Origin of the sequence: Fluviicola sp. (genome assembly GCF_030151805.1) — a bacterium.
GTDB lineage: Bacteria > Bacteroidota > Bacteroidia > Flavobacteriales_D > Crocinitomicaceae > Fluviicola.
The window spans coordinates 1-16,457 of sequence record NZ_JASLCN010000002.1 but is presented as its reverse complement, the minus strand read 5'-3'; the positions used below and the strand labels follow the sequence as shown (position 1 = coordinate 16,457).

Below are 16,457 nucleotides of genomic sequence, written 5' to 3'. Positions count from 1 at the left end.
TCGTAATTCGTAATTCGTAATTCGTAATTCGTAATTCGTAATTCGTAATTCGTAATTCGTAATTTTTTTCAATTTCCCCGCAATAAATACCAAATCCATGCCATCAGTTATCATTCACTGAACGAATTTTGATTTTTTTATATTACTTTGTCTCCAAATTATAGAACAACTTCATATGAAAATCCTATTCGGAACCTTGTTATTACTACTTTGTACTACTAAATCCTTTGCTTTTCATACAGCATCAAAAGATAGTGTCACAGGAATCATTGACAAATCTGCTGCTCTGATCAAAATTGACCAGGGAAAACAATTAGTCGGAGAAAATAAAATCCGTGAAGCATTATTGGTGTTCCGTGAAGCAGCAATTAAAGATCCGAATACCTGGAAAGCATCCTTTTGGATTTCTTACTGCCACTACCGTTTGAAAAACTTCGGTTATGCAAAACAATACGGTTTGGAAGCTATCAGAAAAGGGCCGGATGATGTAGATGCAGAAGTTTACGACATTTTGGGAGTAGCTTGCCACAACTTAAACGAATTGGATTCAGCGGAACAATATTTCCAGCTTGCTTTGATGCATTTGTCCAAAGGGCGGGCAAAAGATCTGAATACACAAGGGAAACTGGCTTCCGTTCAATATGCAAAACAAGGAGCTTCTACTCCGAACCTGCGCCTTTCTTTGTTGGGTGATATCAATTCCGGCTACAACGATTATTCTCCTGTTTTGACTGCAGACGGAAAACGTGTGTATTTCACATCCAGAAGAGCGAATACAACCGGAGGAATGATGAACCCGGACGATCAGGAATATTTTGAAGACGTTTACACAGGTGTTTGGAATCAAAAGATGCTTCGTTTCGATAGTATTACCAACAACGTAGAACGAATCAACGGACCTGGGTTTGAATCCATGAGCTGGTTGTCGAAAGACGGGTTGAAAGCAATCGTTGTTTTGAACAACACGGCAACCAACGCTAAAAAAGTCACCGGAAGCTCCGATATCTGCGAAGTGGAATTCACGAAAAAAGGAAAATGGAATCTTCCGAAAGTAATCGACAATAAATCCATCAATACCAGTTTCATGGAAGGTTACGCAACATTGACGGCAGATGGAAACACGATGTATTTTGTGTCCGACAGAAAAGGAGACAAACGTTCAACCGATATTTATGTCGTGCAACGCTCCGGAAAAACCTGGGGAGAAGCGAAAATCTTAAGCGACAGCGTGAATACAAACATGCGTGAAACAACTCCATACATTACTCCGGACGGAAGATTCTTATTCTTCAGTTCTGAAGGACATTTGGGAATGGGTGGTTTGGATGTCTTTGTTTCTGAAAACACCGGTTCCGGCTGGACAAAAGCAAAAAACCTCGGGCCTGCCGTAAATACCGTTAACGATGATTCGCATTTTGTGATTTACAAAGATTTAGGAAAAGCATTCGTAAGCGGTTTAACAATCAGCGACAAGAAAAGTAGTATAGATATTTTCGAAATTGATTTAAGCAAACTGGTTCTTCCGGTAAAACTTTAAATTCATTTGAACGAATTGAACAGATAAACGTACCTAACCGGGTACGTTTTTTTTTACATAGAGAACATGAGAAAAGTAACATTTATTTTATTCCTTCTTCCGCTATTCGGCTGGAGCCAGAAGGAAACAAAATCGGAAGCTTCCATTCAAAAAGTCACCGTTTTTAAACAAGGTGCTCAGATCGAGCATTTCAAAGAATTGAACCTAAGTCCCGGAAAACAAGTCATCATTTTTCAAAAACTGACTGATTTCTTAGATCCGAGTTCCATTCAGCTAAAGTGTTCGGACCAGGCCACAATCCTGAGTGTCCGCACCAGGAAAAACTTCGACGATAAATCCATCGCTGAAACGGAACTGGCAGAGAAAAATGACCGTAAAAAAGCGCTTGAAAAGCAGGAACGTACCTTACGTGACGAATACAAAGTATTGCTCCTGGATGAACAGTTGTTGTTAAAGAACAACAGTTTAAGCAGTCAGCAGCAAGCCATGAAAATTTCCGAATTGAAAGAAGCTTCTACTTTCTTTCACGCCAAACTTTCGGAAATCAACACGCGTAAATCGCAACTGGATTCCGAAATTGAAGGAGTTGTCCGAAAAATCAATACCATCGAACAGGAAATCAATACGCGAAAAGGGTTACCGGTTGTAAATTACACCGAAATTGAAGTGGAGCTCAATGTTGAAAAAGCAGCAAATGTGAATTTCACATTCACGTACATTACCCACAAAGCTTCCTGGAAACCTTACTACGACATGCGAAGTAACGGGGTTGGTGCTCCGGTTTTACTCGAAGCAAAAGGATTGGTCTCTCAAAACACCGGAATCGAGTGGAAAAATGTTCAGTTAATCCTTTCCACAAACGATCCTTACGACAACACACAAGAACCGGTGATTTATCCCTGGGAAGTCAATTATTATACGCCGGCTCCCAGAAAACAAGTCGTAGCGCGTTCAGTTCCGCAATACAACTTCGACGGAGAAATGATCCACGGAGAAATTACGGATGCGGCTTCCGGAGAACCATTGGCTTTTGCAAAGATCACGATGGTCAATAATCCGTTGAATGTGTTCACAACCGATGCAACAGGTCATTTTTCGTTTTTAGTACCACGTGGAGAACGCAGTTATACAGTTTCTTATTTGGGATATCATGCGCAATATGTAACAATCAGCGCGCCGTATATTAAAACGCAGTTGTATCCGGAAGCGATCGCCATGGAAAAACTCGAAAATCAGTTTGGAATTTCAGGAAACGGAGCCGCTTACACCACAACTGATGCTGTAGCTGCCGACTCTTATTACAGTACAAATCAATTGGAAAGTGTCGTTATTCAGCAAAAAATCACACGCAACAAATCGAAAAGAGAAGAAAAATGGGACGGTGATACAGAAGCGGAAATAACCAGCGGCACATACAATGTTTCGATTGCAAACCAGGTTGAAAAAGATCTGCGCATGGAATTTCAGATTGAAACACCGTTCACCGTTCCTTCGGATGATGCCGAGCACCGCGTCGCAATTGCAACCTACCAGATGAAAGCAGATTACGAATACCATGCTGTTCCGAAACTGGATGAATCGGTTTATTTGGTTGCTCAGATTTCAGGTTGGGAAAAACTGAACCTACTGAACGGAGAATCCAATTTGTATTTTGACGGAACATACATTGGAAAAAGTTTCATTGATGTGAATTCTGCCAAAGATACCTTGAGCTTCTCTTTAGGAAAAGACAAAAAGATAGTTGTAGAAAGAAAACGTAGCGAGGAAATGAGTAAAACACGTTTGCTTGGAAGCCGCTATAAATACGAAGTAACCTGGGATTTCACAATCCGAAACAACGGAGGAGCTTCCATTCCGATCATTATCAAAGATCACTTCCCTATTTCCGTGAACGATGACATCAAAGTAAAACGCGGAACATTTACAGGAGCCACATTAGATGAAAAAACCGGAATTCTTACGTGGAAATTCACAACCAATAAAGGTGAAACAAAGCAATTCAAATTCGATTACCAGGTAGATTACGGTAAGAGCCAACCGGTTTACCTTGAGTAGGAAAAGCATATAAACTTCAAAAGCATCAGTCATAGACTGATGCTTTTACCTGATTATGAAGAAAAATTACTATTGCTTCACTCGCTGCATATTCTCAACCTTCATCATAGAAACCAAAAAAAATCCGGTAATCTGAGCTGTTGTCAAAATACAGAAGAGTGGCAATAAAAACTATTGCTGTAACGTAAATAAACTCTTGGAACTTATTAGTAGTAAGTGCGTCTCTTAGTTTCAGCTCTACGAAAATAAAAAACAAATCTTTAAAATTCAAACTCAATCTACTAATTATGTGGAATAAATGATAAATGGTAAATATTCAATCTGAACGGCAAATTACTCATTCAAACTGTGTAAATGCTCCCAGAAATCCGGATAACTTTTCGCAACAGCTTCCGCATTCTGAATAATTGTTTTCCCGTTTGCAAAACTTCCGGCAATCGCTAAAGACATTGCAATCCGGTGATCGTGATGCGAAGACACATGCGCACCTTCCAGGCTTCCTGTCCCGTGAATCACCATTTCATCATCATTCAGATCAATTTTCAATCCCATTTTTCCGAACTCCGATTGAAGCGTTACGCCGCGGTTACTTTCTTTATGCTCCAATCTTCGTACTCCTTTGATTGTCGAAATTCCCCTGCATTTTGCAGCTAATACGACCAAAGCAGGAAACAAATCGGGGCAATTTTCTGCGTCAAATTCAAAGGGATGCAGGTTCTCACCGTCAATCCGAACAGACTGGTTTTCGATCTGAATTTTACATCCTGCGTTCATCAAAGCATTCAGCATCGCTTTATCGGCCTGCAAACTTCCCATCGTTAAGCCCGAAATAGAAATTGCATGACCAACAGCCGAAGCTGCCAACCAATAACTGGCCGAACTCCAATCTCCTTCGATCCTATAATCTGTTGCCCGGTAAGATTGATTTCCCGGAATGCGGAATACATTTTCCTGGTTTTCAATTTCAATTCCGAATGCACGAAGCGTTTTGAGCGTCATTTGAATATACGGTCCCGATTTCATATCTGAAACCGTTAATGAACTCGCCTGTTCACTTCGCGGAAGCGCCATCAATAAACCGGAAATAAACTGAGAACTCAGGGATCCGTCGACGGTCAAATCCCGTCCCTGCAAAGGTCCGCAAACTTCAATCGGCAGAAATCCATTGGTCGTCTTCACTTCACAGCCAAATTCCGGAAGTACCTCATCGAAAAAGTCCATCGGTCGTTTCAACAAACTTCCTGTTCCGTTCAAAACTACTTTTTGGTCAAAACCTGCACTGACACAAGTCAATAAACGCAAGCCCAATCCGGATTCTCCTGCAGAAAGACTCAAGGGTTCTGAAATCTCAGTGATTCCTGAAATCTCAGCAAGCGAAGGCGAAATCAAATTCACCCTTGCACCCAAAGCGCGAACAGAACCGAGCATCGCTTTTTCATCCTCACTGCTTCCCAAACCACTCAAACGCGATTTTCCCTCTGCCAAAGCAGCACAAAGAATTGCGCGCTGCGAATCGCTTTTAGAAGCCGGAATCTGAATCGTTCCGGAAAGAAATCCGGGTTGAATATGCTGTTCCATCATTCCTCTTTCCCCGAAGAATGATTCATTACCCGAACCTGGTGGCGAATAGATTCCTGGTGAATGGCATCCATTACCTGGCGCACAAAACGATCACTCAAATTGTACTCGGAAGCTCTTCCCAAGCGGGCCGAGATCAGTTTTCGCCAATGTTCCGGCTGGAGAATCGTGATATTGTGTTCTTTTTTAAATTGACCCAAATCTTCACTCAACTGCATCCGCGCAGTCAGAATATCAAACAAACGATCGTCCAGATCACCGATCTTTTCGCGGATAATGGAAATGTGTTCTGTATTTAGTTTTTCGGAATGCTGTGATCGCAACACCAAACTATCCAGTAAAATCCCCAGATTCTTCGGTGTTAATTGCTGTGCGGCATCAGACCACGCCAAATCCGGATTCCGGTGTGTTTCGATAATCAATCCGTCGAAATTCAAATCCATTGCTTTCTGTGAAACTTCCAGCAACAAATCGCGGTTTCCGGTAATATGACTCGGATCATTGATAATCGGCAGATCCGGCAAACGCTCATGAAGCGCTATCGGAATTTCCCAATTGGGCACATTTCTGTATTTCGCATGCTTATATACCGAAAAACCACGGTGGATTGCCCCCACTTCCGTGATTCCGGATTTTTCCAATCGTTCAAAGGCACCGATCCATAATTCCAAATCCGGATTTACGGGATTTTTTACCAAAACAGGAATTTTCACTCCTTTCAAAGCATCTGCAATTTCCTGCACTGCAAATGGATTCACCGTTGTACGCGCACCGATCCACAATACATCCACACCCGCTTTCAAAGCCTGTTCCACGTGTTTCGTATTGGCAACTTCAGTAGTTGTCGGAACTCCCAGTTCTTTTCCGGCATTGATCAGCCAGCTCAAACCAATTTCTCCAACTCCTTCAAAAGAATCCGGGCGTGTTCGCGGCTTCCAAATCCCTGCCCGCAACATGTCGATTTTACAGGATTCTTTAATTTGAAGAGCCGTCTCCATGACTTGTTCTTCTGTTTCCGCACTGCAAGGCCCCGCTATAATGATCGGTCGTTTTCCTCCTTTTTGGATGATGCTATTCATGATAGAACCAAATTACTTTTTTTAATTCATATTAAACGAAAAATCCCGCTCCAAAACGAAGCGGGATTGACAACTATTAACAGTTGAGCTTCGAAATTAATGTATTTCGATGCGCCAAATATTCTTTACTATCTGTGTTGTTTTTTTCATGATCTCAGCTCAAAAGTAGTGTTATTTATTTAACTAAAACTCAAATTAAAAATAATTATTTCACAATTTTTCTTGGAAGTATCATTTGTACTCGTATCTTTGCTCCATGATTTTTCAACAAACAATGAAATTTTGGTGGTGTCTGTATACTAGAAAAGTGACGGACGCATAATTCATGATATCTATTTTTTGAACGGCTTGTCACACTGGTGGCAAGCCGTTTTTTTATTCCCAAAAAACTCATTTTATGCATATTTACACACAAGAATATTCCTTTAACGCCGACAATTACACTTCTGTCGGGCTTTATTTATCGTTCAAAAACCGTTTCCGGTCGCCGTGTTTATTGGAAAGTAACGATTACAATGACCGGACTTCCAGCAAATCTTTCATCGGATTGAATCCGCTGATTGACATCCAGGTTTTTCAAACGGAAATTTGCATTCAGGAGCTTGATTCCGTATACCGGATTCCGGTTGAAGATCCTCAGAAAATCACGCAGCAAATCCAGAACCTGCTCAACAAGTATTCGTTCCAAAACAATTTTGAGCACAATGGATTTCTAAGCTACTTCAGTTTTGAATTTTCTCATTTCGAGGAGCATATTTCCACTTCGGAATCGCAATTACAACTTCCTTTAGCGCGATTCACACTCTTTCAATACCTGGTTGTTTTGGACCATTTTCACGACCGGGGAAGTATTTTGTTCAACGCATTTGAACCAACATCCAAAAGCCACACGGAGTTCCCGGAGTTACTTCGCTTCAACAAAGCTTCCAACCTACCTTTCGAGCTGGTAAATGAAGAAAAAACAACTGTTTCCGAAGATGACTTCCTGCAATTGGTGCGGCAAGCCAAAACGCATATTTACCGGGGCGATGTATTTCAACTGGTGGTTTCGCGGCCTTTTGAGCAGGCATTTTTCGGAGATGACTTCCAGGTTTACAGGCAATTGCGACGACTCAATCCTTCGCCCTATTTGTTCTATCTCGACATGGAATCGTATCGTTTATTCGGCTCTTCACCGGAAACGCAAATTCAGCTGAAGAACGGTATCGCAGAAATACATCCCATTGCCGGAACAGTTCGAAAAACGGGAGATTCCAATCTGGATAAGCAATTGGTTCAACAATTGACTCAGGACGAAAAGGAAAATGCCGAACACACCATGTTGGTTGACCTTGCAAGAAATGATCTGAGTAAATTCTGCACATCTGTCAAAATTACATCGTACAAAGAAGTTCAGCATTTCTCTCATGTGATTCACCTCGTTTCGAAAGTCACAGCCCAAACAGAAGAGTCCGCGCTTTCGCTGTTCAACGGAACATTTCCCGCCGGAACACTTTCAGGAACACCCAAACCGAAAGCCCTGGAACTGCTGAATCACTATGAAAAAACCGGTCGCGGATTTTACGGCGGCGCAGTAGGATTCATTCACAGCAACGGAAATATGAACCTGGCAATCATTATTCGCAGCGCTTTAAGCAGCAATAACATACTCAGATATCAAGCCGGAGCAGGAATTGTCCTGGATTCCGTTCCGGAAAACGAACTGGAAGAAGTCAGTAATAAACTCGGTGCAATCCGGAAAGCCATTCAATGCGCCACAAAACCCGATTCATTATGAAAATTGCAGTCATTGACAACTTTGATTCCTTTGTTTTTAATCTGATTCGTTACATCAAAGAAGAAGAACACGAAGTAGTTGTTCAGCGAAACAATCAGCTTGATTTTGAAGTTCTGGAATCAGCCGATGGGATTTTACTTTCTCCCGGCCCGGGAATTCCTTCTGAAGCAGGCGGCCTTTTAGAAGTTATCCGGCGATTTCACGGAAAAAAGCCGATTCTGGGAGTTTGTCTGGGGCACCAGGCCATTGCAGAACATTTCGGAGATTCAGTGATTCCATGCCCGGAACCCATTCACGGAAAAGCTTCGCAGATAACAATTTCAAAAGAATCCGGAATTTTCCAAAACCTGCCAACTGAAGTGGAAGTGGGAAGGTATCACAGCTGGCAAACCCGGATTTCACCTTCCAGCGAATTGGAAATAACAGCCTCGACAAAAGATTTAGTCGTGATGGCTATTCAGCACAAAACAGCTCCAACAGTCGGAGTACAATTCCATCCGGAGTCGATTCTGACGCCTTTGGGACGAAAAATGATTCAAAACTGGTTAAACACATATCCATGAATTACCTTAAAAAATTAATCGACAACGGCACCTTAAGCCGGGAAGAAGCGCATTCGTGCATGATTCAAATCGGGAGAAACGAAATTTCCGATACACAAATTGTTGCCATTATCACTACGATTCAAATGCGCGGTTTGCAACTTTCGGAACTGGAAGGATTTCAGGATGCCTTGATTGAACTGGCAAAACCTCTGAATCTCCAAACGGAACAAAGCATTGATTGCTGCGGAACCGGCGGAGATGGGAAAAACACCTTCAACATTTCCACTTTGACCTCTTTTATTCTCGCTTCCATGGGATACAAAGTTGTGAAACACGGAAATTACGGAGTCAGTTCCTTATGCGGTTCGTCTACAGTTCTGGAATACCTGGGTTACGAATTTTCTTCGGATCCGAAAGAACTACAGCGTCAATTGGACCAAAACAACATCTGTTTCCTACATGCGCCTTTGTTTCATCCGGCCCTACTCCGGGTTGCTCCATTGCGGCAATCCCTGGGAATGGCAACTTTATTCAACGGACTCGGACCTTTGGTAAATCCGCATCATTCCACGCATCAATTGACAGGAACGTATTCCCTGGAACTGGCAAAGCAATACCAGCACATTCTGAAATCAAAACGAAGCAATTTCGCCGTATTACACGGACTTTCCGGATACGACGAGTTGACATTTATCGGAGGAACCCGCGTGCTGAAAGCCGACAGCGATCAATTGATTCAACATGCTCCGAATCAGTTACTGATCAAACCCGAAGAAATCTCGGGAGGAAATTCTGTTTCAGAATCAGCAAGAATCTTCACTGCTATTTTACGCGGAGAAGGAAATGAGAGTCAGAATACCGTGCTTGCCGGAAATGTAGCACTTGCGTTACAAACACTTGAACCGCAAGTGACTTTTGAACATGCTTTCACTCGGGCAGACGAACAAATCCGCAGCGGAAAAGCATTTTACACTTTTAAAAACGTTTGTTTATGACACCTATTTTAGATCAGATCGTTGCCAATAAACGGAATGAAATTCACCAATTAAAGCAAGCGATCACTACCTCGGATTATGTTCAAAGCACACTTTTTAACAGAACGGTGATTTCGCTCAAAAAAAACATCCGGGATCAGTTTGGAATTGTAGCGGAGATCAAACGAAAATCTCCCGGCGCAGGGGAAATCAAGATGAACCTGGATATTCGTTCACAAGTTGAACAATATGAAAAACAAGGTGCTTCCGGCATTTCAGTTTTAAGCGATTTCAGCTATTTCGGAGGTTCGATTGAAGACATAAAGCAAATTCGTACTTTGACGAATCTTCCTATTCTGAGAAAAGAATTTATCCTGGATGAATACCAGCTTTTCGAAAGTAAAGCCGCCGGAGCAGATGCCGTTTTATTGATTGCTTCGATCCTGGAAAAGGAACAGGCGCATCAACTGACCATCGTTGCCAAAAGTTTGGGACTTGAAGTATTGTTCGAAATCCATTCGTTTGAGGAATTAAACAAACTCAATGACGAGGTTGATATCCTGTTGGTCAACAATCGAAACCTGAAAACGCAGCAAACAGCTGTGGAACATTCTTTCGAACTGGCTTCTTATTTACCGGAAAACATCCTGAAAATTTCTGCTTCCGGGATTTCAAATTCCGATCAGCTGGATCAATTACAAAACTGCGGATTCAACGGAGCATTGATTGGCGAAAGCCTGTTGAAAGGAAATTTCAGGTTCTCTTCCAATTCATTCGCGCTATGAAGCTAAAAATTTGCGGTTGTAGTGCCGAACAGTTTTATCCCGGCTTATTCGACCTGGACGAAGTAGATTATTTCGGATTCATCTTCTATCCGGGTTCTCCCCGGTATGTTGAACACACTCCCGGAATTTCCAAAGAAAAAGTCGGTGTTTTTGTCAATGCCTCTTCCGGATTCATCCATCAAAAAATCAAGGAAGAAGCGCTGAATGTGATTCAATTTCACGGAAACGAGTCAGCAAAAGAAATCCGGAAAATAAAAACCAATGTAACGAAATGGAAAGCGTTGGGTATTCAAAACACAAGCGACTTTGAAGCCTGCAAAGTATATGAAGGAATCGTCGATGCATTTTTGTTTGACACAAAAAGTCCGCACTACGGTGGAACCGGAAAATCCTTTGATTGGGGAATTTTAGAAGAATATACCGGAGAAACTCCCTTCTTCCTGAGCGGCGGAATTTCCATCGGGCATGCAGATCGCATCAGGAAAATACAACATCCCAAATTGATCGGGATTGATCTGAACAGCCGGTTTGAAATTGCTCCGAAACACAAAAACGTCCCCTTAATTGAAACATTTATTAAACAATTGAAACATGAAAACTGCTGAATTTATTCTTCCGGATGAACTCGGATTTTATGGCGAATTCGGAGGTGCTTACATCCCGGAATTATTGCGCCCAGCCGTTGAAGAATTAGAATTATCCTTCCGGAATTATTGTTTTACGGAAGCATTCCGAACCGAATACCTGGATTTATTGAAACATTATGTCGGACGACCTACTCCGTTGTATTTTGCAAAGAATTATTCTCAGAAATACGGTGCAAAAATCTATTTCAAACGGGAAGATTTATGTCATACCGGAGCGCATAAAATCAACAACACAATCGGCCAGATTTTACTAGCCAAACACATGGGAAAGACGGAAATTATTGCGGAAACGGGAGCCGGACAACATGGTGTGGCAACTGCAACTGTTTGCGCCCTGATGGGTTTGAATTGCATTGTTTACATGGGCGAAAAAGATATGGAACGCCAGGCTCCGAATGTGCAACGCATGAACATGCTGGGAGCTGAAGTCCGGCCGGCAACCTGCGGAAGCAAAACATTGAAAGACGCCACCAATGAAGCCATCCGGCATTGGATCAATTTTCCGGATTCGTATTATTTGATCGGTTCGGTGGTTGGACCTCATCCTTACCCGGCTTTGGTGGCTTATTTTCAATCCGTCATTTCAGAAGAAATCAAAAATCAACTGCTGGAAATCGGATCGGAATTTCCGCAAAAAGTGATCGCATGTGTTGGTGGAGGAAGCAATGCAGCCGGGGCTTTCTATCATTTTTATGCGAATCAAAATGTTGAATTAATTGCTGTTGAAGCTGCCGGAGAAGGAATTCATTCGGGGAAAAGTGCCGCAACTTCCGTTCTCGGATCGACAGGCGTACTTCATGGAAGTCTGACACTGCTGATGCAAGATTCTTTTGGTCAGGTAACAGAACCGCACAGTATTTCTGCCGGTTTGGATTATCCCGGAATTAGTCCGCTGCACGCACACAGCATTTCAACCGGAAGAACCAAAGCCTTTTCCATTACCGATACCGAAGCTTTAAACGCAGCTTTGGAATGCAGCAGACTGGAAGGAATTATTCCCGCACTTGAAAGTGCTCATGCCTTAGCAGTTCTTCAAAAACTGTCCTTAAAACCAGAAGAAATCGTCGTGATAAACCTTTCCGGAAGAGGAGATAAAGACATCAATACGTATCAAAAAGCATTTCAACAGTTATGAATCCATTCAAAAAAAACGGGAAATCAGTCAGCATTTTTATTACAGCCGGTTATCCCGAAAAAGAAAGTCTAAGCACACAAATCTTATCCTTACAAAAGCAAGGAATTGACTTCATTGAAATCGGCATTCCTTTTTCTGATCCAATGGCCGACGGACCGGTAATTCAGGAAACGAGTGCTGTTGCATTAAAAAACGGAATGAATTTATCGCTCTTGTTTGAGCAGCTTTCGGAAATCCGGGGTCACATTCACATTCCGTTGGTCATCATGAGTTACCTGAATCCGATTCTTCAATTCGGAGCGGACCTTTTTCTCGAAAAGTGCAAATCGGCAGGGATTTCCGGGTTAATTATCCCGGATCTTTCGTTTGAATTGGTTCGGGAAAAATACCGGAATTCTTTTGGTTCGGGCAGCATTCCACTGATCTTTTTGATTACTCCTTCTACGTCCGACGCAAGAATTACACAAATCGCGGCAGCAAGCTCCAATTCTTTTGTCTATTTGGTCGGACAGAATAAAATTACGGGCTCTTCTTATTCTTTATCAGAGCATACAAACCGTTATTCGGAACTCAAAGAGCTTTGTCAGGAAGTTCCTTTATTTTTGGGTTTTGGGATCTCCAATGCGGAACAAAAGAACGAAGCATTTCGAACTGTTGACGGAATCATTGTCGGAACTGCTTATTTACGAGCAATTTCACAGAAAAAGGAAGAAGAGTTTGTTGAAAAACTCCTGAGTTAACAACTCCTTAACGATTCAAGCGTTAATTTTGCAGGTATGAAAGCGGATACACAATCATACGATTCAACCAAAACAGCCTATCCGATTCTTTTTGCAATTGCTTTCGGGCATTTACTGAATGATTTGATCCAGGGTGTTTTGCAACCATTATTCCCGATGATAAAAGAAACCCAGAACCTGGATTACGGGCAGGTCGGTTTCATCATGTTCGCTTTTCAGATTACTTCTTCGCTTTTCCAACCGATTGTAGGTTCCATCACAGATAAATACCCGCAGCCTTATTCCTTTAGTTTCGGAATGTTGTTTGCCATTGTCGGGGTCGTTATTTTATCGTATTCGGAAAATTTCACCATGACGCTGACAGCCGCTTGTTGTATCGGACTCGCATCGTCGGTATTTCACCCGGAAGCTTCACGTGTTGCTTATTCCGCTTCGGGAGGAAGACGAAGTCTCGCACAAGCTATTTTTCAATTGGGCGGAAACGGTGGTACAGCTCTCGGACCGGTTTTGGTTGCTCTTTGCGTCATTCCGTTCGGACAAAAATATACCTTGTTATTTGTCATTGCCGGAATAGCCGGATTTGCCATTCTGCTATTTGTGAGTCGTTGGTATAAAGGTTATTTGCAGGAGCATTTGAAAAACACAAAAGCAAGAGTTGTTACGCATCAACTTTCCAGGCAACGGATTTATATGTCTGTTGTTATTCTGCTTGTCTTACTTTTTTCCAAATATTTTTACACCGCCAGTATTTCCAGCTACCTGATTTTCTATGCAGAAGAGCGTTTTGGCCTGGTAGGAAGCCAGGGACAATTATTACTGGCAGTTTACCTGTTTGCAATCACACTTGGTACGGTAATCGGCGGATTAGCAGGGGATAAATATGGTCGCAGGAATATCATTTGGTTTTCAATTCTCGGAGCTGCTCCGTTTACTTTAATGCTTCCATACATGGATTTGACCGGAACGATTGTTTGTCTGGCTTTTGCAGGTTTCATACTCGCGTCCGCTTTCCCTTCCATCCTCGTGTACGCACAGGAATTACTGCCGGGAAGAATCGGGATGATCTCAGGGATGTTTTATGGCTTCGCTTTCGGAATGGGCGGAATCGGTGCTGCTTTCCTTGGAGATCTGATCGACAAACGTGGAATTATTGAAGTGTATCACATTTGTTCCTTCTTACCGTTGATCGGGATTATTGCGGTATTCCTGCCTTCATTCCGGGTAAAGAAAACGTAATTTTCAGTTTTCGCGATTTTCAGATAAAGTCCGGTTTAAAAATTGCCTCATTGCCAATTTGGTGATTCGTAATATTACGAATCGACGAAATGGAAAAAAATCAGTTCTTTTTGGAAGCAGGCGCCTGGTAAAACTCCTTCAGATAATCCGGTTCAAAATAGGCAACATCTTCGAATTCCTGTTTCAAATACTTTTGGTAAGCAATAGAAACTTGCCCTGAAGCCGATGGTTCCAAAGCCGGGTCAAACGTAATTTGGCGGTTTACCCACAATTCCTGCATTTTCATAGCTCCGTCACCAAAGCAAACAAAAGGCTCAAAATCTGCGTATGAATGTTCGTCCAGAACATCTGCGCTAACCGCTTTCACAATTTCTGATTGTGTGTTGACAATGAACGAAAACACTTCCATTCTACGGGCGTCAATCATCGGGCAAAGACTGAGAGCCGGATGTTTCGTTTTACCGATAGCAGCCATTGATTCCAATGTATTTACGGCGATTAGCGGAATACCTAACGCATAACAAAGTCCTTTTGCTGTTGACACTCCGATTCGCAACCCGGTATACGAACCAGGTCCTGCGGAAACAGAAACAGCAGACAACTTTTCAGAAGTAATTCCCTGCAGATCAAAAACCCTTTGAATCAGGATTGTCAGCTGTTCACCATGCGCATATCCGTCATCCTTCAATTCCTGCAGTTGTTTCAGCTCTCCGTCAACCGATAAAGCGACAGAGCACACTTTTGTTGCCGTTTCTATATGTAAAATTGTTGTCATTTTCTTTGAAAAGTCTTTTCGATTTTCAGCAGCAGATTCCGGTTTTGATTGAATCAGGGGAATTAGTGCAGTACTTCCAGCTTGAACCCGATTCCGTGAATGTTTGAAATCGAAATTTTCTCGTCCATGGAGAAATACTTCCGGAGTTTGGTAATAAAAACATCCATACTTCTTCCCGCAAAATAATCATCCTGCCCCCAAACGGCGGTCAAAATGTTTTCTCTCGGAACAACTGCATTCTTAAACTTGCACAAAATCTTCAACACCATCGCTTCCTTTTTGGTCAGCGTCTTTTCAAATTCAGGGTGTTTCAGCGTGAAGTTTTCGGTGTCAAAAACATAACTTCCGATTTCCACCACTTTTTGTTCCGGTTCATCCTGGATATTCACCCGTTTCAGAAGTGCTTTTACGCGAACCGAAAGCTCATCAAAAGAGAACGGTTTGGTCAGATAATCATCTCCTCCGGCGTTGAATCCTGCAATTTTATCTTCCGTCATAGCTTTTGCTGTCAGGAAAAGAATCGGAATGTGTTGGTTCATCGTTCTGATTTCCCGCGCCAGCGTAAATCCGTCTTTTTTAGGCATCATGACATCAAAAATGCACAGATGAAATTCATCTTCGGAAAAGCGCATGTGCCCGTCCATTCCATTCGTACATAAAACAACTTGATATCCTTCTGATTTTAGTTGGTCGGAAATGACAAATCCCAGGTTTGCGTCGTCTTCAACCAATAATATTTTAGCCTTTGGTTTCATTCTAAGATGATTGTTTCCGTGAAGATAATAAAGAAATGGTTTTGTTCATTCCGGACCGGAAAATAGATTGAAAACAGCCTAAAAAAGATAAGAGCTCAAGACGGGCGTCTCAAGCTCTTATCACACTAATCAACCTAACCTACTACTACTTCAGCAAAGATACGTCATAATAGCATTGCTTTTTCAGTTTTCAGATAAAGAAACATAAAAGGACAAATAAAGGATTTAAAGAATGGATTAAACGAATGTATTAGGTGGACGTTAAATAATTCACTGATGAGTCAATTATATCTAAAATTAAACAGTTTAATCGGCAAATACACCCGATTAAATATTCCCATGGTAAATACTTTGGTCATTTAAGATTCCAAGAAAGACGTTTTTTTTGATTGAAAAAAGGTGCATTTTTTGATGTTGAATGGATGAAATAATAGATGAACGGAATTTTGAGAGGTATTCTTTAAAAGACACGTTACAAGCCTCGTTTTCAACTACGTCGTTTTAGTTTCAGGAATATATTATCAGATTCTAAAGCCTACTCGAAATACTTTCTTAACTTTGAAAGTATCTCAGAACTAATAAGAATGGATAAAATTTTAATAGTTGATGATGAAGAAGATATCCGCGAAATTCTCGGATATAATCTAAAGAAAGAAGGGTTTCAGGTTTTTTTGGCTGAAAACGGACAAACGGGAATTAGTCTTTGCAAGGAGGAAAAACCGGATTTGGTGATCCTCGATGTGATGATGCCCGGAATGGACGGAATTGAAGTTTGCGAACAAATCAGAAACACACCCGGTTTGGAAAATGTGTTAATCTGCTTTCTCACAGCACGAAAC

Annotated in this window: 15 protein-coding genes; 11 read left to right on the top strand and 4 right to left on the bottom strand. The window is 41.8% G+C overall.

Annotated features, from left to right (window positions below; all coding sequences use genetic code 11):
* The first annotated feature begins 175 nt into the window (after positions 1-175).
* Both Q1V93_RS00095 and Q1V93_RS00090 read left to right on the top strand, forming a co-directional pair.
* Positions 176-1,537, top strand: a complete 1,362-nt coding sequence (locus Q1V93_RS00095; protein ID WP_300659714.1) for a tetratricopeptide repeat protein — start codon at positions 176-178, stop codon at positions 1,535-1,537.
* A 66-nt stretch (positions 1,538-1,603) separates the two neighbouring features.
* Positions 1,604-3,592 carry a mucoidy inhibitor MuiA family protein gene (locus tag Q1V93_RS00090; RefSeq protein WP_300659711.1) on the top strand — a complete coding sequence of 663 codons (1,989 nt, stop codon included), beginning with the start codon at positions 1,604-1,606 and terminating at the stop codon, positions 3,590-3,592.
* 333 nt (positions 3,593-3,925) lie between these two features.
* Here Q1V93_RS00090 and aroA read toward each other — a convergent pair whose 3' ends face one another.
* Together aroA and Q1V93_RS00080 are read right to left on the bottom strand one after the other, a co-directional pair.
* Complete coding sequence (gene aroA / locus Q1V93_RS00085) at positions 3,926-5,170, bottom strand: 3-phosphoshikimate 1-carboxyvinyltransferase (protein ID WP_300659708.1); 1,245 nt, start codon at positions 5,168-5,170, stop codon at positions 3,926-3,928.
* The gene (locus Q1V93_RS00080) at positions 5,170-6,249 is read right to left on the bottom strand and encodes a chorismate mutase (protein ID WP_300659705.1); all 1,080 of its coding nucleotides are present in this window, start codon (positions 6,247-6,249) and stop codon (positions 5,170-5,172) included. Before Q1V93_RS00080 ends, aroA begins: the two co-directional genes overlap by 1 nt.
* A 397-nt stretch (positions 6,250-6,646) precedes the next feature.
* Here Q1V93_RS00080 and Q1V93_RS00075 point away from each other — a divergent pair, with 397 nt between their 5' ends.
* Genes Q1V93_RS00075 through Q1V93_RS00040 form a run of 8 tightly spaced genes read left to right on the top strand, consistent with a single transcriptional unit; the run spans position 6,647 to position 14,088 of the window.
* Entirely contained in the window at positions 6,647-8,026 is a 1,380-nt protein-coding gene (locus tag Q1V93_RS00075) for an anthranilate synthase component I family protein (RefSeq protein WP_300659702.1), read from the top strand.
* A complete protein-coding gene (locus tag Q1V93_RS00070) occupies positions 8,023-8,589 on the top strand; it encodes an aminodeoxychorismate/anthranilate synthase component II (RefSeq protein WP_300659699.1) in 567 nt (188 codons plus the stop codon). Before Q1V93_RS00075 ends, Q1V93_RS00070 begins: the two co-directional genes overlap by 4 nt.
* The gene (trpD, locus tag Q1V93_RS00065; RefSeq protein WP_300659695.1) at positions 8,586-9,566 is read left to right on the top strand and encodes an anthranilate phosphoribosyltransferase; all 981 of its coding nucleotides are present in this window, start codon (positions 8,586-8,588) and stop codon (positions 9,564-9,566) included. The genes Q1V93_RS00070 and trpD overlap by 4 nt, the downstream gene beginning before the upstream one ends.
* Positions 9,563-10,330: an indole-3-glycerol phosphate synthase TrpC gene (locus Q1V93_RS00060; protein ID WP_300659692.1), complete on the top strand. Its 768-nt coding sequence runs from the start codon at positions 9,563-9,565 to the stop codon at positions 10,328-10,330. The genes trpD and Q1V93_RS00060 overlap by 4 nt, the downstream gene beginning before the upstream one ends.
* A complete protein-coding gene (locus tag Q1V93_RS00055; RefSeq protein ID WP_300659689.1) occupies positions 10,327-10,935 on the top strand; it encodes a phosphoribosylanthranilate isomerase in 609 nt (202 codons plus the stop codon). The genes Q1V93_RS00060 and Q1V93_RS00055 overlap by 4 nt, the downstream gene beginning before the upstream one ends.
* Entirely contained in the window at positions 10,922-12,112 is a 1,191-nt protein-coding gene (gene trpB, locus Q1V93_RS00050; RefSeq protein ID WP_300659686.1) for a tryptophan synthase subunit beta, read from the top strand. Before Q1V93_RS00055 ends, trpB begins: the two co-directional genes overlap by 14 nt.
* A complete protein-coding gene (gene trpA / locus Q1V93_RS00045) occupies positions 12,109-12,852 on the top strand; it encodes a tryptophan synthase subunit alpha (RefSeq protein WP_300659683.1) in 744 nt (247 codons plus the stop codon). The genes trpB and trpA overlap by 4 nt, the downstream gene beginning before the upstream one ends.
* Positions 12,853-12,888: 36 nt before the next feature.
* Positions 12,889-14,088: an MFS transporter gene (locus tag Q1V93_RS00040; protein WP_300659680.1), complete on the top strand. Its 1,200-nt coding sequence runs from the start codon at positions 12,889-12,891 to the stop codon at positions 14,086-14,088.
* Positions 14,089-14,188: 100 nt separating this feature from the next.
* On the opposite strand, the gene tsaB is transcribed toward Q1V93_RS00040, so the two are convergent.
* Both tsaB and Q1V93_RS00030 read right to left on the bottom strand, forming a co-directional pair.
* A complete protein-coding gene (tsaB, locus tag Q1V93_RS00035) occupies positions 14,189-14,863 on the bottom strand; it encodes a tRNA (adenosine(37)-N6)-threonylcarbamoyltransferase complex dimerization subunit type 1 TsaB (protein ID WP_300659677.1) in 675 nt (224 codons plus the stop codon).
* 62 nt (positions 14,864-14,925) lie between these two features.
* Positions 14,926-15,618 (bottom strand): response regulator transcription factor, encoded by a 693-nt coding sequence (locus Q1V93_RS00030; RefSeq protein ID WP_300659674.1) that lies wholly within the window; start codon positions 15,616-15,618, stop codon positions 14,926-14,928.
* 584 nt (positions 15,619-16,202) lie between these two features.
* On the opposite strand from Q1V93_RS00030, the gene Q1V93_RS00025 reads away from it, so the two are divergent.
* Positions 16,203-16,457 (top strand): response regulator (locus Q1V93_RS00025; protein ID WP_300659671.1); only part of this gene is annotated, 255 nt, incomplete at its 3' end.